Annotated in this window: 21 protein-coding genes; 14 read left to right on the forward strand and 7 right to left on the reverse strand. The window is 63.3% G+C overall.

All coding sequences use genetic code 11. From position 1 onward, the window contains the following. Positions 1-4: 4 nt before the first annotated feature. The 6 genes from BLJAPNOD_RS04380 to hemC form a co-directional block, all read right to left on the reverse strand. Positions 5-733, reverse strand: coding sequence for a glutamine amidotransferase (locus BLJAPNOD_RS04380; RefSeq protein ID WP_077500786.1), 729 nt, complete (start codon positions 731-733; stop codon positions 5-7). Between the two features lies 1 nt (position 734). After that, positions 735-1,217 carry a TerB family tellurite resistance protein gene (locus BLJAPNOD_RS04385; protein WP_115419027.1) on the reverse strand — a complete coding sequence of 161 codons (483 nt, stop codon included), beginning with the start codon at positions 1,215-1,217 and terminating at the stop codon, positions 735-737. A 27-nt stretch (positions 1,218-1,244) separates the two neighbouring features. Then, entirely contained in the window at positions 1,245-2,891 is a 1,647-nt protein-coding gene (locus tag BLJAPNOD_RS04390) for a heme biosynthesis protein HemY (RefSeq protein WP_115419028.1), read from the reverse strand. Between the two features lie 11 nt (positions 2,892-2,902). Further along, positions 2,903-4,141 (reverse strand): COG4223 family protein, encoded by a 1,239-nt coding sequence (locus BLJAPNOD_RS04395; RefSeq protein WP_115419029.1) that lies wholly within the window; start codon positions 4,139-4,141, stop codon positions 2,903-2,905. A gap of 102 nt (positions 4,142-4,243) precedes the next feature. Continuing rightward, positions 4,244-4,954 carry a uroporphyrinogen-III synthase gene (locus BLJAPNOD_RS04400; RefSeq protein ID WP_115419030.1) on the reverse strand — a complete coding sequence of 237 codons (711 nt, stop codon included), beginning with the start codon at positions 4,952-4,954 and terminating at the stop codon, positions 4,244-4,246. 3 nt (positions 4,955-4,957) lie between these two features. Then, the gene (gene hemC, locus BLJAPNOD_RS04405; protein WP_115419031.1) at positions 4,958-5,887 is read right to left on the reverse strand and encodes a hydroxymethylbilane synthase; all 930 of its coding nucleotides are present in this window, start codon (positions 5,885-5,887) and stop codon (positions 4,958-4,960) included. 74 nt (positions 5,888-5,961) lie between these two features. Between hemC and tsaD the strand changes: the two genes are divergently transcribed. The 5 genes from tsaD to BLJAPNOD_RS04430 all read left to right on the forward strand — a co-directional run bounded on the left by tsaD (position 5,962) and on the right by BLJAPNOD_RS04430 (position 9,627). Further along, the gene (gene tsaD, locus BLJAPNOD_RS04410; protein ID WP_199565893.1) at positions 5,962-7,056 is read left to right on the forward strand and encodes a tRNA (adenosine(37)-N6)-threonylcarbamoyltransferase complex transferase subunit TsaD; all 1,095 of its coding nucleotides are present in this window, start codon (positions 5,962-5,964) and stop codon (positions 7,054-7,056) included. Positions 7,057-7,087: 31 nt separating this feature from the next. Beyond that, a complete protein-coding gene (locus tag BLJAPNOD_RS04415) occupies positions 7,088-8,077 on the forward strand; it encodes an NAD(P)H-dependent glycerol-3-phosphate dehydrogenase (RefSeq protein WP_115419032.1) in 990 nt (329 codons plus the stop codon). A 79-nt stretch (positions 8,078-8,156) separates the two neighbouring features. Continuing rightward, positions 8,157-8,450 (forward strand): YciI-like protein, encoded by a 294-nt coding sequence (locus BLJAPNOD_RS04420; RefSeq protein ID WP_115419033.1) that lies wholly within the window; start codon positions 8,157-8,159, stop codon positions 8,448-8,450. 7 nt (positions 8,451-8,457) lie between these two features. Further along, positions 8,458-8,889 (forward strand): EVE domain-containing protein, encoded by a 432-nt coding sequence (locus BLJAPNOD_RS04425; protein WP_115419034.1) that lies wholly within the window; start codon positions 8,458-8,460, stop codon positions 8,887-8,889. 66 nt (positions 8,890-8,955) lie between these two features. Continuing rightward, entirely contained in the window at positions 8,956-9,627 is a 672-nt protein-coding gene (locus tag BLJAPNOD_RS04430; protein WP_115419035.1) for a methyltransferase, read from the forward strand. Between the two features lie 124 nt (positions 9,628-9,751). Here BLJAPNOD_RS04430 and BLJAPNOD_RS04435 read toward each other — a convergent pair whose 3' ends face one another. Continuing rightward, positions 9,752-10,396, reverse strand: coding sequence for a hypothetical protein (locus BLJAPNOD_RS04435; RefSeq protein WP_115419036.1), 645 nt, complete (start codon positions 10,394-10,396; stop codon positions 9,752-9,754). Positions 10,397-10,702: 306 nt separating this feature from the next. Between BLJAPNOD_RS04435 and sdhC the strand changes: the two genes are divergently transcribed. The 9 genes from sdhC to sucD all read left to right on the forward strand — a co-directional run bounded on the left by sdhC (position 10,703) and on the right by sucD (position 19,600). Next, entirely contained in the window at positions 10,703-11,098 is a 396-nt protein-coding gene (gene sdhC, locus BLJAPNOD_RS04440; protein ID WP_025425092.1) for a succinate dehydrogenase, cytochrome b556 subunit, read from the forward strand. Between the two features lie 12 nt (positions 11,099-11,110). Next, the gene (gene sdhD, locus BLJAPNOD_RS04445; RefSeq protein WP_115419037.1) at positions 11,111-11,491 is read left to right on the forward strand and encodes a succinate dehydrogenase, hydrophobic membrane anchor protein; all 381 of its coding nucleotides are present in this window, start codon (positions 11,111-11,113) and stop codon (positions 11,489-11,491) included. A gap of 7 nt (positions 11,492-11,498) precedes the next feature. Next, positions 11,499-13,340, forward strand: coding sequence for a succinate dehydrogenase flavoprotein subunit (gene sdhA, locus BLJAPNOD_RS04450; RefSeq protein ID WP_115419038.1), 1,842 nt, complete (start codon positions 11,499-11,501; stop codon positions 13,338-13,340). 18 nt (positions 13,341-13,358) lie between these two features. Next, positions 13,359-14,138: a succinate dehydrogenase iron-sulfur subunit gene (locus BLJAPNOD_RS04455; protein WP_025425089.1), complete on the forward strand. Its 780-nt coding sequence runs from the start codon at positions 13,359-13,361 to the stop codon at positions 14,136-14,138. A gap of 329 nt (positions 14,139-14,467) precedes the next feature. After that, positions 14,468-15,010 carry a protease inhibitor Inh/omp19 family protein gene (locus tag BLJAPNOD_RS04465; protein WP_115419039.1) on the forward strand — a complete coding sequence of 181 codons (543 nt, stop codon included), beginning with the start codon at positions 14,468-14,470 and terminating at the stop codon, positions 15,008-15,010. 62 nt (positions 15,011-15,072) lie between these two features. After that, entirely contained in the window at positions 15,073-16,227 is a 1,155-nt protein-coding gene (gene zapE / locus BLJAPNOD_RS04470) for a cell division protein ZapE (protein ID WP_115419040.1), read from the forward strand. 183 nt (positions 16,228-16,410) lie between these two features. Further along, positions 16,411-17,376, forward strand: coding sequence for a malate dehydrogenase (gene mdh / locus BLJAPNOD_RS04475; protein WP_077500769.1), 966 nt, complete (start codon positions 16,411-16,413; stop codon positions 17,374-17,376). A gap of 110 nt (positions 17,377-17,486) precedes the next feature. After that, on the forward strand, positions 17,487-18,680 hold the full coding sequence (sucC, locus tag BLJAPNOD_RS04480) for an ADP-forming succinate--CoA ligase subunit beta (RefSeq protein ID WP_077500768.1): 1,194 nt from the start codon (positions 17,487-17,489) through the stop codon (positions 18,678-18,680). A 17-nt stretch (positions 18,681-18,697) separates the two neighbouring features. Beyond that, a complete protein-coding gene (gene sucD / locus BLJAPNOD_RS04485) occupies positions 18,698-19,600 on the forward strand; it encodes a succinate--CoA ligase subunit alpha (RefSeq protein ID WP_115419041.1) in 903 nt (300 codons plus the stop codon). Positions 19,601-19,690: the final 90 nt, after the last annotated feature.

Here is a 19,690-nt window from a genome sequence, read left to right on the forward strand (position 1 = left end):
GCCGCTATGCGGCCTTTCTGACGCCCGCCTGCAGGAAGATGAGGTCGAGGAAATTCTCCATCCAGGTGCGCAACGGCCCATCGTGCTGCATGCGGCCGTCGAGATGCGCCTTGCCGATCTGAGCGCCCGGCATTTCGAAGCGATGGGCGCCATGCACCACCCAGCGATGCATCATGGCGCGCGTCAGTTCGCCGTGAAACTGGATGCCCCAGGCGTTTTCGCCGTAGCGGAAGGCCTGGTTCGGGTAGGTGTCGCCGGTTGCGAGAAGCTCGGCGCCGGCAGGCAGATCGAAGCCTTCGCGGTGGAAGTGATAGACCATGTCAGGCCAGTCCATCAGCGCCCGGCCGGCATCGGTGGCGACCAGCGGATACCAGCCGATCTCCGTCATGCCTTCGTGATGCGGCGCGACCTTGCCGCCGAGATTGCGCGCCAGCATCTGCGCGCCGAGGCAGATGCCGAGATAGGGCTTGTTTTCGCGGAGCGGCACCGACAGCCAGTCGATCTCGCGGCGGACGAAGTCCTCCTCGTCATTGGCGCTCATCGGGCCGCCGAAGATGATCGTGCCGCTGTGATGCTCTAGCGTCGGCGGCAGCTCGTCGCCAAGCGCCGGGCGGCGAATGTCGAGGGGGAACCCCTTATGAAGGAGGATCTGGCCGACACGGCCGGCGCTCGATCGCTCCTGGTGCAGGACGATGAGGATGGGTTTCCTGTCGGTCTCGGCGGCTATCGGCATGTCAGCTTTCCTGTCGCGGCTCGCCTTCTCCTGCCGCATCGATCCTTGCCGCAACCTCCCGTCGTTTCAAGACCCGGTCGCGTCCGGAGACGCCGAGAAGATCGGCAATCCGCCAGATCACGTGGTCTTCCATCTCGCTGCGCTCACCATCGGCATAGACGACCTCCCAGAGCATGCCGATCAGTTCGATACGCTGCTCTTCCGAGAGGTTCCGCTTCACCTCGGCGGTGAACTGATAGAAATCGATGGCCTCGCTTTCGGCCGATTGGCCGGCCTCGACCAAAGCGTCGAGTGCTGCATCGTCGAGTTCGTAATGCTGTTTGATGATGGTGCGCATCGTGCGTTGCTCGGAGGCGAGAACCTTGCCGTCGGCCTCCATCACCTGAATGCAGAGCGCGATGACCGCCACGCGCGGATCACCCCTCTCGATCCGCGTCGTCGGGCCGGTCAGGCCCTCGAGAAATGTCCTGAAGCGTTCAAACATGGTTTCGCCCACAGCCCCTTACAAAACTCAGAACAATCGGAAATTGGTCTTTTCCGGTACTTTCTCGCCGGCGGCCGGTTCCCGTACGCCGGGATCATCGGGGGGACGGCCGAAGAACGGGTCGGCAACCGGCTCGCCATTGGAGGCGGCATCCTTTTCGCGCGGCTTTTCGACGACCGAGGCTGGTTTTCTGGCTTCCGCTACTGTGATCGGCTCCGGGCGCTCCCGCGGAGGTTCGGATACCGCTTCGATGATCACGGGCGTATCGACAACCTGTTTCGCTGGAGCCGTGGCATGGGTCACTGGATGGTGCTCGGCGAGCACTGGCGGCAGGCTGCGGATCGCTTGATCGGCGCTCAGATGGCCATCCTCGACCTGTGCGGCAAGCTGCAGCGACGGCGCCTTCCATTCGAAGGCGTCGAGCCGGCCGCTGACCGGCGAGACCGGCAGCCAGGTCGGCGAGGTCACGCCATCGGCTGTCCAGGCGGGATCGCGCGGGCTCTTCAGGGCCTGGGCCATCCAGTGGCGGATACGGCCCTCGTCGCCGGTGTCGGCCTCCTCGATATCGGCAAGCAGCAAAAAGATGCTCTCGGTCGGCTCCAGCCGTGCTGCGGCCTCCGCCTTGGTGCGGGCAAGCAGAAGCTCGCGGGCTTCCAGCGCCGCCTCGGCGACGGCGGCCATGGCAACCGCGTTGTTCGGGCGGAGCGATTCGAGTTTTCGCGCGCGCTTCAGCCGGTCGACCGCCGTGTCGCCGCCACGCGCCCTGACGTAAAGGCGGGCGACGTCAGGATGCGGTTCGTGCTTCCAGGCCTTTTCAAGGATCGATGCGCCCTTGCGCAGGTTGTCCTCGCGAAACAGCGCCTTTGCCGCCACCTGTGCGGCGGGCACGAGCGTTTCGTCGAGTTTGATGGCCGCAAGCGCATCGTCACGGGCAGCCTTGGTATCGCCGTCGAGGCGGGTCATGGCGCGGGCCGTCAGCAGCACGGCCTTCTTGCGGTCGGCGTCCTTGCGCTCCAGCACGTGCGCCGTCCGGCTCTGGTCGAGCAGGCGCAGTGCGTCGTCCCATTGTCCTGCCTGGCTCTGGCTGTCTAGGGTCGCCAGCGTTGCCCAGGGCAGGTGCGGCGCCTTTTCCGCCGCCCGTTCGGCATATTGGCGGGCCGCTTCGTGCGCGCCCAGGCGCTTGGCCTCGAGATAGAGACCGCGCAGGCCGAGTTCCCGCGTTTCCGGGTCGTCGGCCATCAGTTCGAACTTCTTGCGGGCGTCGTCGTATTTGCCCTCGATCAGGAAGGTCTGGGCTTCGAGAAGGTGGATCAGGGGTTCCTGGTCAGCGCTGATCAGGCCGCGGGTGCGCGCCGTCATCTTGCGCGCCTGATTGGCATCGCCGGCACCGGCCGCGATCAGGCCGGTCGACAGCGCCTGGTAGCCCCGGTCGCGTTTGCGGGCGCGGAAGTAACGGGTGACGGTGTGCGGCGACAGCCAGATGGTGCGCACCAGCCAGATGGCGATCAGCACGGCGGCGACCAGCGAGATCAGCAGCGAGGCCGCACGCATCAGGCTCATTTCGACGAGCTGCCCCTGCCAGACGAGCGATAGTTCGCCCGGCCGATCCGCAAGCCACGCAAAGCCGAGGCCGAGGCCGAGCACGATCAGGATGAAGATCAAAATGCGGATCATATCTGTCTTCCTCAGCCCTGGGTTCCGGACTTGTTCATCGTTGCCACGACGGCGGCATCGATGATGCCTTCGACCCGGAGACGCTGGTCGAGTTTGGCCTTGAACGCTTCGCCGGCGGTCTTGGCAGCTGCCGGCAAGGCGTCCCATTCCAGGGCCGCGCCCTTGAGATCGCCATTGTTCAGCTTGTCCTCGACGCGGGCGACGACAGCCTCCGGCGTGTCGCCTTCGACGCTGCCGACGGGGCGCACGCGAATGCCCGACATGGCGCTGGAAACGAGGCGGTCGAAGATGCCCTCGTTCGGGTCCGGTTGATTGAGCGTATCGAGCATCGTATCGGCCACCGCTGCAAAGTTGCGCCGAAGGTCGGCCCGCGTTGCCACGCCTGTCGTTGCATCCTGGGTGAGGCCGGTTACTGCTGTCTCGTCCGGCGCGATGCTGCGAAGTGCGTCGAGCTCGGCCAGGAACGGCCCGCCGCGGTCGATCGCGCTCTTGAGCGCCGTCACGGCGACAGCCTTTGCGACCTGGATGTCGTTGGCGGGCTCGTTAAGTTTCTGCTCGGCGGTGTCGATGCGGCTCGCCAGTTCGGCTCTGGCCGTCGTTGCCGATTGCTGCGCCTCGGCAAGGCCCGATTTCAGCGCGGCGATCTCCTTGGTGAGGTTCGTCACCTCGGCCTGCAGCGCTGTCACCTCTGCGGCTGGCGCGGCCCCGGCGCCCGGCTGGCCTGCGGTCTGCTCGAGGGCTGCGAGACGGTTCTCGAGCGGCGCGATGTCGATGGTCGCAGCCGGCGCCTGAATGCCGGCCACCTGGTCGCGCAGCGCCTGGACCTCGCTCGAAAGCGTGAGCTCCGTGGTCGAGGCGCCTCGGTCGGGGCCAAGCGCGGGGATATAGCCGGCATATTGCAGCACGCCGAAGCCGGCGAGCGTGACGAGGCCGCCGAAGATGCCCGCGGCCAGCGCGCCGGCGTTCGAAGGCGGTTTTTGCACCACTGTCGCCTCGGGCTCGCGGCTGAGATGTGGAGGCTCTTCGGTGAAGGCTGCCGCTGCCGCGTCGGCGCGCTGTTCCTCGATCTCTTCCTCGACGCGCGCTTCTGCCGCGCCATCGACTTCGGGGGGCTCGGTCGGCTCATCGGCAGCTGCTGCGTGGCTCGCCGTCGTTTCCGAATTTTCCGTCACGGACTTTTCCGCTTCGAGGTCGATCGTCAGCGGCTCTTTCTCGGCTTTCGAGCGGCGCGGCGGGTTTTCCGATACCATGGTGACCTCCTACCGTTGTTGCCTGTCGGTTCTTGCAACAAACCTAGTCAGGCTGACCGGTGAGGGAAAGCCCCCCTTGTTCCGTTTTTGATCGAAATAGCATTAGAGGAGGCTGAAAAGGCTTTCCTCGTCGGGTCTTGCCGCGATCTCGACCGGTGCTCCTTCCGGTAGAGCCGCGGCAACCGCGTCACTCAGGCAGAGGTAGCGCGGTGAGAAAGCGGCGGCTTCAAGGCCCGCGTCGACAAGCAGCGCGGCGAAGCGCCGCGCCGTGTCGTGGGAATAGAGCAGCACGGCATCCGGCGGACCGGCGGAAAGCAGGCGTGTCAATGCGTCCGGCGGATGGGCGATCGGCTGCATCCGGTAGCATTCGATGGTGACGTGGTCGATGTGAAGCTGGCGAAGCGTCGCTTCAAATGCCTTGGAGCGGGGGGAGCCTGCGAGATAGAGGAGTGCTCGTTCGGATCGAGACGGCGTGGCTGCGATCAGTTCCGCAAGGCTCTTTCCGGTGCCCTCTGCCGTGTGGACCAGGGTGAAGCCGAGTGCGCGAGCCGCGCGCGACGTTGCTTCGCCAACGCAGAAACAGGGTTTGACCTTATGCGGTGTGAGATCGGCCTCAAGTTCGGCCAGCACCCGAACGGCTTCGGCGCTCGTCAGCGCGATCGCCGCATGCGGCGTTTCGAGTGCAGCTTGAGCGATCTCAGGCAAATGTTCCGCCTGCGCCAGCGGCAACAGCAGCGGCCGGTGACCTTCGGCCCCCAGCCGGCGGGCCGTAGCCTCCGCGGCGGGTTGCGGCCGGGTCACGAGCAGCCGCATGGTTCAGGTCCAGCTCGAAAAGAAGCCTGGTCCCGCCTCGGCACGGATGTGTTCGCCGGCCTTTTGCCCGAGCGCCTCGGCGTCGACGGCCTTGCCTTCGACGGCGACGCGGTGGTGGGTGCGGCCATCAGGCGTCAGGATCATGCCGGAGAAGCGCAGATGGGTGCCGTCCGAGATCGCCAGACCGGCGATCGGGGTGCGACAGGAGCCGTCGAGCGTCGCGAGGAAACCGCGTTCGCAGGCGACGGCTTCATGGGTTCGGGCATCGTCGATGGCGGCGAGCAGGTCGTTGACACGGTTGTCGCCGATCCTGCTCTCGATACAGATCGCGCCTTGCGCCGGTGCCGGCGGAAACTCTTCCGGGTCGAGCAGTTCGGTCGGAACGTCGGTCATCCCGAGCCGTTTCAGGCCGGCATAGGCCAGCAGCGTCGCATCGACCTGGCCTTCGGAAAGCTTGCGCAGCCGTGTCTCGACCTGGCCGCGATAGGTGATGACATTGATGTCGGGCCTCAGACGACGGATTAGCGCCTGGCGGCGTAGCGACGACGAGCCGACGGTCACGCCTTCGGGCAATTCCATCAGTTTCGGTGCCGTGCGGCCGATGAAGGCGTCGCGGATGTCTTCGCGGGGCAGGAAGGCCGAAAGGAACAGGCCGTCGGGGAGCTTGGTCGGCATGTCCTTGGAGGAATGCACGGCGAAATCGAGTTCGCCCGACAGGAGCTGCTGTTCGATTTCCTCGGTGAACAGGCCCTTGCCGCCGATCTCTGCAAGCGAGCGATCGGTGATGCGGTCACCCTTGGTGGACAGGATGACGATCTCGAACATTTCCGGTGGCAGACCATGGACAGCTGCGAGACGATCGCGCGTTTCATGGGCTTGAGCGAGCGCCAGCGGGCTGCCGCGCGTGCCGATCCGGAAAGGTTTCGTTTGCATCAAAGGCTATCCATTGTTACCGGAGTTCCGTGTACCCACCTTTCGGTGCGACCGCAATCTTTGAGTAGTTCCTGATGTCCTCGCCCATGCGCATTCTCGGCATAGAAACAAGCTGCGATGAAACCGCCGCTTCTGTCGTGCTGCGCGACGAAAACGGTCAAGGAAGCATCCTCGGCGACGTCGTCTTGAGCCAGCTGGAAGAGCATAGCGCCTATGGCGGCGTGGTTCCGGAGATTGCAGCGCGTGCCCATGTCGAGGCGCTCGACACGCTGATCGAGGAGGCGCTGCTGCGCGCCGGCGTGACGCTCGACGATATCGACGCCATTGCTGCGACAAGTGGTCCCGGTCTGATCGGCGGCCTCATCGTCGGGCTGATGACGGGCAAGGCGATCGCCCGGGCGACCGGTAAACCGCTTTATGCCGTCAACCATCTTGAGGGCCATGCGCTGACCGCGCGGCTGACTGACGGTCTCTCCTTTCCCTATCTTATGCTGCTCGTCTCAGGCGGTCACACCCAGCTGATCCTGGTCAAGGGCGTCGGCGACTACGAGCGCTGGGGAACGACGATCGACGATGCGCTCGGCGAAGCCTTTGACAAGACGGCAAAGCTCCTCGGTCTTCCCTATCCCGGCGGCCCTGCCGTCGAGCGCGCGGCGCTGAACGGCAATGCCGAGCGGTTTAACTTTCCGCGTCCATTGGTCGGCGATGCTCGGCTCGACTTCTCCTTCTCCGGCCTGAAGACGGCGGTGCGCCAGGCCGCGCAGTCGCTGGAGCCGGTGACGGAACAGGATATCGCCGATATCTGCGCCTCCTTCCAGCGGGCGATCTCGCGCACGCTGAAGGATCGGATCGGGCGTGGGTTGAAGCGGTTCAAGACGGATCATGCGTCCGTCGAAAAGCCTGCCCTCGTCGTTGCCGGCGGCGTTGCCGCCAACCAGGTGCTCAGGGCAACGCTGCAGGAGCTCTGCGACAGGAACGGCTTCGATTTCATCGCGCCGCCGCTTGCGCTTTGCACCGACAATGCCGCGATGATCGCCTGGGCGGGAGCAGAGCGGTTTGCCGCCGGCCTGCCGGCCGATGGTCTCGACGTCGCGCCGCGCTCGCGCTGGCCGCTCGACCAACAGGCGCAGGCCTTGCTCGGCTCGGGCAAACGCGGGGCCAAGGCATGACGGAAATCAGCCAGGGCATGATGGACAGACGATGAATACCAATCCCAAGATCGTGGTGGTCGGCGCGGGTGCCTTCGGCACGGCGCTTGCTGCCGTCGCCGCGTCCGCCGACGGCAGCGACGTGACCCTTCTCGCCCGGCGGGAAGAGACCGCGGAGGAGTGCCGCCGAACCGGCCGCAACGAACAGGCGCTTCCGGGCATCGACCTGCCTGCAGGCCTCAAGCACAGCGCCGATGTCGCGGTGCTTGGCGATGCCGAGATCGTCTTGTTCGTCATGCCGTCGCAGGCGCACCGCGAAGCCGCCCGTCAATACGGTCCGGCGATCAATGCCGCGGCGACGATCGTCACCTGTGCCAAGGGCATGGAGCAGGCGACCGGCCGCCTCCTGACTGACGTGCTTCTGGAGGAATTGCCGGGGCACGGCATCGGCGTGCTCTCCGGCCCCGGCTTTGCAGCCGACATTGCCAAGGGCCTGCCGACGGCGATGGTGGTTGCCGCTCATGACAATGCCACGGCGACGCTGCTTGCCGAGGCATTGTCCGGCCCGACTTTCCGTCTCTACCCATCGGAAGATCGCGTTGGCGTGCAGCTCGGCGGCGCGTTGAAGAACGTGCTGGCCATTGCCTGCGGCATCGTCGAGGGCGCGGGGCTGGGCGATAGCGCCCGGGCGGCGCTGATCTCGCGCGGTCTTGCGGAAATGTCCCGCTTCGTCGTCGCCGAAGGCGGCGATGCCGATACGGTTCGCGGGCTCTCGGGTCTCGGCGATCTCGTTTTGACGGCAACCAGCCACCAGTCGCGCAATCTGCGCTTCGGCATTGCGCTCGGCAAGGATGGCCGCGCCAGTGGGCGCCAGGGCGAACTTGTCGAGGGCGCCTTTGCCGCCTCGGTTGCCGCCCGGGTCGCACGCGATCTCGGCGTCGAGATGCCGATCACCGAGGCGGTTGCTGCGATCATCGACGGCAGGCTCGATGTGCGCACCGCGCTTGAGCAATTGATGTCCCGTCCGATCACCCAGGAATGAGCCGGGCGTCGGGATGAGGAAAAGTGCTAAGCGGTTTTCCGCCCGCATCCCGCGCCAATCGAAAACTTAAGGAGGAAGCATGCTTTTCGCACTTCAATGCACCGACAAACCAGGCGCGCTGCAGCTTCGGCTCGACACGCGGCCTGATCACGTCGCCTATCTCAACGACCTCAATGCCAAGGGCATTCTGAAGATGGCCGGTCCCTTCCTCGGCGACGACGGCAAGCCGACCGGCAGCCTGGTGATCGTCAAGACCGAGACGATCGACGATGCGCGCGCCATCGCCGAAGCCGATCCCTATGCCAAGGCCGGCCTGTTCTCCAATGTCGAAATCAAGGCCTTCAACTGGGTCTTCAACAACCCGGAGGCTTGAGACACGAATGGCGTTCTGGCTTTACAAATCCGAACCCTTCAAGTGGTCCTGGCAGATGCAGAAGGATGCGGGCGAGAAGGGCACCGAATGGACCGGCGTTCGCAACTACCTCGCGCGCAACAACATGCGGGCGATGCAGGTCGGCGACAAGGGCTTCTTCTATCACTCGAACGAGGGTCTCGAAATCGTCGGGATCACCGAGGTCTGCGCGTTGTCGCACCCGGATTCGACCGCCGAGGGCGATGCCCGCTGGGACTGCGTCGACATCCGCGCCGTTCGCGACGTGCTACGCCCGGTGACGCTGAAGGAGATCAAGGATAACCCCAAGCTCTCCAACATGGCACTGGTCACCAGCATGCGGCTTTCGGTCCAGCCGGTCACCGAGGACGAGTGGATCGAAGTGTGCCGCATGGCCGGGTTCGACAGTCCGCCGCGCTAGCCTTGTTTTCCGCGTGATCCGGTCGAAAATCTCTCTCCCCAATTCGGACCACCCCCGGAGCATTTCTTGAAGACCGATCCCGAAAGTTTCATCCGCACCAACACCGGCGTTCTGTCGCCGCCGCATGTGCCGGAGGTCCGGCTGCATCTGGCGACGGAAGCGCACGAACTGTGGCTGAAAACGGAGGAGGAGCTGGAGGAGATCGGTCTGCCGCCGCCGTTCTGGGCCTTTGCCTGGGCGGGCGGGCAGGGGCTCGCGCGCTATATCCTCGATCATCCGGAGGTCGTGGCCGGCCGGCGCGTCGTCGATTTCGCTTCGGGCTCCGGTCTGGTCGCGATCGCTGCGATGAAGGCCGGTGCCGCTTCGGTGCTTGCTGCCGATATCGATCCGTGGGCCGAGACGGCGGTGCGGCTCAATGCCGAACTGAACAGTGTCGAGATTGCCTATACCGCTGACGATATCACCGGCCGGGATCTCGCAGCCGATATCTATCTTGCCGGCGACGTCTTCTACGACAAATCCTTTGCCGAGCGCCTGCTGCCCTGGTTCACGGCACTCGTCTCTGGCGGTTCGATCGTTATCGTCGGCGATCCCGGGCGGTCCTATTGCCCTCGCGACCGGATGACGGCGCTGGCGACCTACGAGGTGCCGGTGACAAGGGCGCTCGAGGACAGCGAGGTCAAGCGCACGACGGTCTGGCGCTTCGATCGACCTAAGGCTGAAACCGTCAAGGACTGATAGACACTTCGGACTCGCTTCGTTGAGCGGTCGCTTGCGTCTGCGACGACGGCGCGATCATCGGCATCATGAAGGTGTCGTGGCTACCAGTCCGACGGGCGCTCCCAGGGCGTACGGTCGAGCGCTAACGCCGGATGACGCAGACGCCGTGTTCGAAGGCACAGGCGCGATTGAGCGTTCTCGGTGACACGACGATGATCTTTGCGCGGTTTACCTTTGGTGGCGGTGCGAACTGCCCGTCGTCATAATAGCGATAGTTGCCTTCCTGGCTGAAATAGATGCCGTTGCCCGGATCGCGATAGGCCGAAATGCCGCCGGCATAGGTGCCGATGCTGCCGATCGTATCGGGAAAGCCGTCGCCGCCGTAGCTATCCGGGCGCTGATTATAGCGGTTGCCGGAAGTCCAGATCGTGCGCTCGCGCGCCCAGCCGTCGCGATAGCGCAGCCGCTCTCCATAGTGCCCGGGATACGGACGATATTTGGGAAGGCGGATGTGCCGCACGCGGCTATTCACTTCCGGCGGTCCGTTCTGCGCAGTCCAATCGTTGCGCGGTATCGAATTGCCGCCGCGCATTGCGCGATAGCCCATGCGGTCGAAGTCGTAGCGGCTAAAGGAGCGATGCGAATCGAGCCGGATGTGCCGCCCGCGAGACTGCACTTCAAGCGAGCCACCCCAATCTCCTGCGTTGACCGGCATGCAGGCAGTCGCGACAAGCAGACCCGCAAGTGCTAAAACTTTGGTCGCATGGATTGCTCGAAACAGATTCATTCTGTCCGCCCTCCGCAAAACGCTTAACAAATCGTTAAGGGCACTCTGGGGCAAGTTCGCTTGAAAGTCACGGATTTGGTTGTGGTTTTCGCGCGTATCGTTAATTGGGTGCGGTGTCTCGGTCGGACCTTAAAATGCCGCTTTTCGTCTAATCGATTAAATTCATTTTGCACTGCAAACACACTTGTCGTTAAGCAATATGGTGATTAAAGGTCCGAAGGACTGAATTGCGCACAATCAGGTGCGATACCGGACTAAAATCGTCCACTTTTTGGGCGGAAATCCGGGCATTTCCGTGAGGTTCCGATGACGGATGTCACAAGAAGCCGGCCGCTGTCGCCGCATCTTCAAATCTATAAGCCTATCCCGACGATGGTCATGTCCATTGTGCACCGCATTACCGGCGGCGCGCTCTACTTCGGCACCATTCTCGTTGCCTGGTGGTTGATCGCTGCCGCGTCCGGCGAAGCCTACTATGACTGGGTCAGCTGGCTGTTCGGCACGCTGCTCGGCAAGTTGGTGCTCTTCGGCTACACCTGGGCGCTGGTGCACCATATGCTCGGCGGTCTGCGCCACTTCATGTGGGACCTCGGCTACGGCTACGAAAAGCACTTCGCCACCAAGTTGGCCAAGGCCACGATCGTCGGCTCGGTGGCACTGACCGTGCTGATCTGGGTGGTCGGCTATCTCGTGCGGTACTGAGGGGACAACACCATGAACATGCGCACACCTCTCAGCAAGGTCCGCGGCTACGGCTCCGCCAAGGAAGGCACCGATCACTTCTGGCGCCAGCGCGTCACGGCGGTCGCCAACGTTCCGCTGTTGATCTTCTTCGTCATCTTCCTCGTTCGCTACGCCGGCGCTCCCTATGCGGAAGTCGTCTCGGCTCTGTCGAACCCCTTTGTCGCCGTCGTCATGGGGCTGGTCCTGCTTTCGGGCCTGATCCACATGAAGCTCGGCATGCAGGTGATCATCGAGGACTACGTGCACAGCGAAGGCGCGAAGATCGCCCTTCTCATGCTCAACACATTTTTCACGATCGCGGTTGGCGGGCTCTGTCTTTTCGCCATCCTGAAGATCGCTTTTGCAGGGTAATTTCGTCATGGCATCGAACAGTTCACCCGCTGCAAACGGCAAGGCCTATCAGTATGTCGATCACGCCTTCGACGTCGTCGTCGTCGGCGCCGGCGGCGCCGGCCTGCGCGCCACGCTCGGCATGGCCGAGCAGGGCCTGAAGACAGCCTGCATCACCAAGGTCTTCCCGACGCGCTCGCACACGGTTGCCGCCCAGGGCGGTATCGCCGCCTCGCTGCAGAACATGACGCCGGACAGTTGGCAGTGGCACCTCTACGACACCGTCAAGGGCTCCGACTGGCTCGGCGACGTCGACGCCATGCAGTACCTCGCCATGGAAGCGCCGAAGGCGGTCTATGAGCTCGAGCATTACGGCGTGCCGTTCTCGCGCAACGAGGAAGGCAAGATCTACCAGCGGCCGTTCGGTGGCCACATGCAGAACTACGGCGAAGGCCCGCCGGTACAGCGCACCTGCGCTGCCGCCGACCGCACCGGTCACGCCATCCTGCACACGCTTTACGGCCAGGCGCTCAGGAACAATGCCGAATTCTTCATCGAGTATTTCGCGCTCGACCTGATCATGTCGGATGACGGCCGCTGCACCGGCGTCGTCGCCTGGAACCTCGACGACGGCACGATCCATCGCTTCTCCGCCAAGATGGTGGTGCTGGCGACCGGCGGCTACGGCCGCGCCTATTTCTCGGCAACTTCGGCTCATACCTGCACCGGCGACGGCGGCGGCATGATCGCGCGTGCCGGCCTGCCGCTGCAGGACATGGAATTCGTCCAGTTCCACCCGACCGGCATCTACGGCGCCGGCTGCCTGATCACTGAAGGCGCGCGCGGCGAAGGCGGCTATCTCGTCAACTCTGAAGGCGAGCGCTTCATGGAGCGCTATGCGCCGTCGGCCAAGGACCTTGCGTCGCGCGACGTGGTTTCGCGCTGTATGACGATGGAAATCCGTGAAGGCCGCGGCGTCGGTCGCAACAAGGATCACATCTTCCTGCATCTCGACCATCTCGATCCGGCCGTGCTGCACGAACGTCTGCCCGGCATTTCGGAATCGGCGAAGATCTTCGCCGGCGTCGACGTGACCCGCGAGCCGATCCCGGTTCTGCCGACCGTGCACTACAACATGGGCGGCGTGCCGACCAACTACTGGGGCGAAGTCCTGAACGCCGACAGCCAGAACCCGGAGCGCATCGCGCCCGGCCTGATGGCCGTGGGCGAAGCCGGCTGCGCCTCGGTGCACGGTGCCAACCGTCTCGGCTCCAACTCGCTGATCGACCTCGTGGTCTTTGGTCGCGCCGCCGCCATCCGCGCCGGCCAGGTCATCGACCGCAACGAGGCGATCCCGGCCATCAACGTTGCCGCATGCGACAAGATCATGGCCCGCTTCGACGCCCAGCGTTTTGCCAACGGCTCGACGCCGACGGCGGTGCTGCGCGAAAAGATGCAGCGTGCCATGCAGGAAGACGCCGCCGTGTTCCGCACGCAGGAATCGCTGGAATCGGGCTGCAAGCGCATTTCGGCGATCTGGAAGGAACTGCCCGACGTCAAGGTCACGGACCGGTCGATGATCTGGAACTCCGATCTCGTCGAGACGCTGGAACTGCAGAACCTGATGGCAAACGCCATCACCACGATCTACGGCGCTGAAGCGCGCAAGGAGAGCCGTGGGTCGCACGCTCGCGAAGACTATACCGGCGGTGCGCTCGGCGGCCGTGACGACGTCAACTGGCGCAAGCACACGCTCGCCTGGGTCAACGACGCCGGCGACGTCAAGCTCGACTACCGCCCTGTCCATACCGACCTGATCGCCGAAGGCATCGATCCGAAAAAGATCGAGCCCAAGGCACGCGTCTACTGATCTTGAGGATTTAGGCACATGGTTGAACTCGCTCTCCCCAAGAACTCGCAGATGACCGAAGGCAAGGTCTGGCCGAAGCCGGAAGGCGCGACCAATGTTCGCGAATACCGCATCTATCGCTGGAACCCGGATGACGGCGCCAATCCGCGTATCGATACCTTCTACATCGATATCGACGATTGCGGCCCGATGGTGCTCGACGGTCTGCTTTACATCAAGAACAAGATCGACCCGACGCTGACGCTGCGCCGCTCCTGCCGCGAAGGCATCTGCGGCTCCTGCGCCATGAACATCGACGGCACCAACACGCTTGCCTGCACCAAGGGCATGGATGAGGTCAACGGCACGGTGAAGGTCTATCCGCTGCCGCATATGCCCGTGGTCAAGGACCTGGTGCCCGATCTCACCCACTTCTATGCCCAGCACCGCTCGATCGAGCCCTGGCTGAAGACGGTGACGCCGACACCGGCCAAGGAATGGAAGCAGAGCCACGAGGATCGCCTCAAGCTCGACGGTCTTTACGAGTGCATCCTGTGCGCCTGCTGCTCGACCTCCTGTCCGAGCTATTGGTGGAACGGCGACCGTTATCTCGGTCCGGCGGTTCTGCTGCAGGCCTATCGCTGGCTGATCGACAGCCGTGACGAAGCGACCGGCGAACGTCTCGACAATCTCGAGGATCCCTTCCGCCTCTATCGCTGCCACACGATCATGAACTGCGCCCAGGCCTGTCCGAAGGGGCTCAACCCGGCCAAGGCAATCGGCGAGATCAAGAAGATGCTGGTCGAGCGTCGGGTCTGATCCGAGGCGCTTCAAACGCTCTTGCATATCGCGGCGGACCTTGTGTCCGCCGTTTGCATTTTCTGTCCGGCGGGCGAACGATGTGTCTGCAATGGCTCTGCTCGCCCGTCCGGCAATCGTTGATTGTGCCGGTGAAAGACAGTCGTTTCGATCGCCTGAAGCAAGATGGTACTGGTCTGAAGTCGTGATTGTCCGTTCTCGTAGACGTTTCAATCCTGCAACAGGTGTCATTGAATCGTCGTCCCTTGATTTGACAGGTGGATTTGCTGTATTTCGGCCTATATTATCGCGTTGCATCATGGTTCGCGGAACACATCGGGAGTAAAGATATGCGGGTTATTCATGCGGCGGCGGGGCTGGCGGTTGTGCTTGCGCTGACCGGATGCCAGCGGACATCCATGGGTGGCTTCAGCTCCCAGGATTCTTCACCTGCTCCCCTCCAGGCCCAGCCCGTGCCTTCGGTCTCGTCGAACCAGCTTCCAGATCCGACCGGCAACACGTCACAATTCCCGGCTGCACCGACGGCCGGAACGGCGATCGCCGGTGGCGCGCAGGCGGCCGGCACGCAAGTTGCTGCTGCCGGTGGCGGCCTCGACGTGACCAAGGAATCGATGGTCGGCAACTGGCGTGTTTCGAGCGCCGGCAGTTCCTGCGACATGTTCCTGACGCTGACCAACCTCGGCAGCGGTTCGCGCGGCGGCACGCGTGGCTGCGCCGGCGAGCTGACGGCCATGGGCTCCTGGGAAGTGGCAGGCAAGCAGGTCGTCCTCAAGGATCGCACCGGCAACGCCATCGCCCGCCTCTACAAGACGGCCGATGCGCGTTTCGACGGTTCGACCAATGGCGGTCAGCCGGTCAGCCTCAGCCGTTAATGGCCTGATCCAGCCCGGCTCACCGCCGGGCTTCCCGTTTTCCGGTCCAGCTCGGGTGAGACGTGCTCAATCCTGACGACAGCATCCACCGCAAGCTCGAAACACTCGTTCTGAGCGGCGAGCGAAAACGCGATCCCGCCCAGTTCGCGATCGCGCGACGGTTCGATCACCTCTCGGCCGAACTTCTGGCAAGCAGGCCGTCGCGCAAGACCAATGCACTTGGCTGGCTCTTTGCCTCGCGCAAGAAGGATCATCCGCCGGTCAAGGGCCTCTACATCCATGGTGGCGTCGGCCGCGGCAAGACCATGCTGATGGACATGTTCTTCGAGGCGGTGCCTATCCAGCGTAAGCGCCGGGCGCATTTCCACGAGTTCATGGCCGATGTGCACGAGCGGATCTACAAGCACCGCCAGAAGCTGAAGAACGGCGAGACCAAACAGGCCGATCCGATCCCGCCGGTTGCCTCCGAGCTCTTCGGCGAAGCGCGGCTTCTCTGCTTCGACGAGTTCACGGTGACGGATATCGCCGATGCGATGATCCTCGCCCGGCTGTTCAGCGAACTCTTCGCCAAGGGTTGCGTGCTGGTGGCGACCTCGAACGTCGCGCCGGACAATCTCTATCGCGACGGTCTCAACCGCGGGCTCTTCCTGCCGTTCATCGATCTCCTTAAGGCCAATACCGAGATCATCTCGCTCGACACCGATACCGACTACCGCCTGATGAAGACGGATGGCAATCCGGTGTGGATCTCACCGCTCGGTCCCGACGCGGACGCGTCTATGGACAAGGCCTGGGCTCGGGAAACCGCAGGCACTGTGATTGCGCCCGCCGAGGTGCCGCGCAAGGGCCGCAAGATCCCCGTGCCGGCAGCGGCCGGAAAGGCTGCCCGTTTCAGCTTCACCGACCTTTGCCAGCAGCCGCTGGGGGCTGCCGACTATCTGGCGATCCTCGAGCGCTATTCCACCCTCTTCGTCGATCACGTGCCGCATCTCGGGCCACATATGCGCAACGAAACCAAGCGCTTCATCCTGCTGGTCGACACGCTCTACGACAATGGCGCCCGCCTCTTTGCCTCGGCCGCTGCCGAACCGCAGAACCTTTTGACGCTGAAGAAGGGGACGGAAGGTTTCGAGTTCGATCGCACCGTATCGCGGCTGATCGAGATGCAGAGCGCGGAATATGCGGTAGAACATCCTGAAAATATTGCGGTTTCGTGACGCGCGAATGACGGAAATTCTTACGTTTACGTAAGAATTTTATGATCTAACCGATTGAAATTGTTCCATCCAAAAGTATCGATTGATATTTTAACGATTGCCGTTTAATGGCTTCCGGCGAAGGTTTGGCGTTTGCGGCGTTTCAGGCCTCGATCAGTTTGGGATCACAAAGGAAGCACTTTCATGGCGCGCAACAAGATCGCACTTATCGGTTCAGGGATGATTGGTGGCACGCTGGCGCATCTCGCCGGCCTGAAGGAACTGGGCGACATCGTCCTCTTCGACATTGCCGACGGCATCCCGCAGGGCAAGGGTCTCGACATCGCTCAGTCCTCGCCGGTCGAAGGCTTCGACGTGAACCTGACGGGTGCCAGCGACTATTCCGCCATTGAAGGCGCCGATGTCTGCATCGTCACCGCCGGTGTCGCCCGCAAGCCGGGCATGAGCCGCGACGATCTGATCGGCATCAACCTCAAGGTCATGGAACAGGTTGGCGCGGGCATCAAGAAGTACGCCCCGAACGCCTTCGTGATCTGCATCACCAACCCGCTCGACGCCATGGTCTGGGCACTGCAGAAGTTCTCCGGCCTGCCGAAGAACAAGGTCGTCGGCATGGCCGGCGTTCTCGACAGCGCGCGCTTCCGCCTGTTCCTCGCCCAGGAATTCAACGTTTCGGTCCAGGACGTCACCGCCTTCGTTCTCGGCGGCCATGGCGACACCATGGTGCCGCTCGCCCGCTATTCGACCGTTGCCGGCATTCCGCTGACCGATCTCGTGCAGATGGGTTGGGTCACCAAGGAGCGCCTCGAAGAAATCATCCAGCGTACCCGTGACGGCGGCGCCGAAATCGTCGGCCTGCTCAAGACCGGTTCTGCCTACTACGCACCGGCCGCTTCCGCGATCGAGATGGCCGAAGCCTACCTCAAGGACAAGAAGCGCGTTCTGCCCTGCGCCGCGCACCTGACCGGCCAGTACGGCGTCAAGGACATGTATGTCGGCGTTCCCACCGTCATCGGTGCCGGTGGCGTCGAGCGCATCATCGAGATCGACCTCAACAAGGCCGAGAAGGAAGCTTTCGACAAGTCGGTCGCTTCTGTCGCTGGCCTTTGCGAAGCCTGCATCGGCATTGCGCCGAGCCTGAAGCAGTAATCGCGTCCCGTTGAGCGGATGCCTGCATCCGCTCGACCTTTTGTTTTTGCCGCATTTTTGCAGGCAGGTGTTTTTCCTGCCTGCAGAATGCTCCAGACAGGAAAAACACCATGAACATTCATGAATATCAGGCCAAGGCTCTCCTGAAGAGCTACGGCGCGCCGGTCGCGGAAGGTGTCGCGATCTTCTCCGCCGATGAAGCAGAAGCTGCCGCCAAGGCGCTCCCGGGCCCGCTCTACGTCGTCAAGAGCCAGATCCATGCCGGCGGTCGCGGCAAGGGCAAGTTCAAGGAACTCTCCGCCGACGCCAAGGGCGGCGTTCGTCTTGCCTTCTCGATCGATGAAGCCAAGGCTCACGCCAAGGACATGCTCGGCAATACGCTCGTCACCGCGCAGACCGGCCCTGCCGGCAAGCAGGTGAACCGCCTCTACATCGAGGACGGCGCCGACATCGAACGCGAACTCTATCTTTCGCTGCTCGTTGACCGTTCGGTCGGCCAGGTTGCCTTCGTCGTTTCGACGGAAGGCGGCATGGACATCGAGGCTGTTGCGCACGACACGCCGGAAAAGATCGTCAACGTCGCGATCAACCCGGAAGCTGGCGTCACCGCCGCAGATCTCGCCAAGCTCACCTCGGCCCTCAAGCTCGAAGGCGAAGCCAAGGCCGACGCCGAAAAGCTCTTCCCGATCCTCTACAAGGCCTTTGTCGAGAAGGACATGAGCCTGCTCGAGATCAACCCGCTGATCGTCATGAAGAACGGCCGCGTGCGCGTTCTCGATGCCAAGGTCTCGTTCGACGGCAACGCCCTGTTCCGCCATGACGACATCAAGGCGCTGCGCGACGAAACCGAAGAAGACGCCAAGGAAATCGAGGCCTCCAAGTGGGACCTCGCCTACGTGGCGCTCGACGGTAACATCGGCTGCATGGTCAACGGCGCAGGCCTTGCCATGGCGACGATGGACATCATCAAGCTCTACGGCAAGGAGCCGGCGAACTTCTGCGACGTCGGCGGCGGCGCCGGCAAGGAGAAGGTTGCGGCAGCCTTCAAGATCATCACGGCCGACCCGAAGGTCGAGGGTATCCTCGTCAACATCTTCGGCGGCATCATGAAGTGCGATGTCATCGCTGAAGGCGTCGTTGCGGCCGTGCAGGAAGTCGGCCTCAAGGTTCCGCTGGTCGTGCGTCTCGAAGGCACGAATGTCGAGCTTGGCAAGAAGATCCTGAACGAATCCGGCCTGGCGATCACCGCCGCCGACGATCTGGACGACGCTGCCAAGAAGATCGTTGCCGCGATCAACGGCTAACTGAAGGACCAGACCTAATGTCGATTCTCGTTAACAAGAACACCAAGGTCCTCGTTCAGGGCCTGACCGGCAAGACCGGCACCTTCCACACCGAACAGGCGCTTGCCTATTATGGCACGCAGATGGTCGGCGGCATTCACCCGAAGAAGGGTGGCGAAACCTGGACCGGCTCCAAGGGCGAAACCCTGCCGATCTTCGCGTCGGTTGCCGAAGGCCGTGAAAAGACCGGTGCGGACGCATCCGTGATCTACGTTCCGCCGGCAGGCGCCGCGGACGCGATCATCGAAGCGATCGATGCGGAAGTACCGTTCATCACCTGCATCACCGAAGGCATTCCGGTTGCCGACATGGTGCGCGTCAAGGCGCGTCTCGACCGCTCCAAGTCGCGCCTGCTCGGCCCGAACTGCCCCGGTATCCTGACGCCGGAAGAATGCAAGATCGGCATCATGCCGGGCTCGATCTTCCGCAAGGGTTCGGTCGGCATCGTCTCGCGCTCCGGCACGCTCACCTATGAAGCCGTGTTCCAGACGTCCAACGAAGGCCTCGGCCAGACGACGGCCGTCGGCATCGGTGGCGACCCGGTCAAGGGCACCGAGTTCATCGACGTGCTCGAGATGTTCCTCGCCGACGATGCCACGACCTCGATCATCATGATCGGCGAAATCGGCGGCTCGGCCGAAGAGGATGCGGCGCAGTTCCTCATCGACGAGGCCAAGAAGGGTCGCAAGAAGCCGATGGCCGGCTTCATCGCGGGCCGTACCGCGCCGAAGGGCCGCACCATGGGTCACGCCGGCGCCGTCGTTTCCGGCGGCAAGGGCGATGCGGAATCCAAGATCGCTGCGATGGAGCAGGCAGGCATCCGCGTATCGCCGTCGCCGGCCCGTCTCGGCAAGACGCTGGTCGAAGTCCTCAAGGGCTGACCTTGAAATGGCGCCGTCGGGGCTGGCGACATGAGCCGGCCCCGACGACCGCAGTTATGACGCATGCCGGGTGCATTAGAAGCATCCGAT

The sequence above is a fragment of the Ensifer sp. M14 genome (genome assembly GCF_003355565.1).
Lineage (GTDB): Bacteria > Pseudomonadota > Alphaproteobacteria > Rhizobiales > Rhizobiaceae > Ensifer.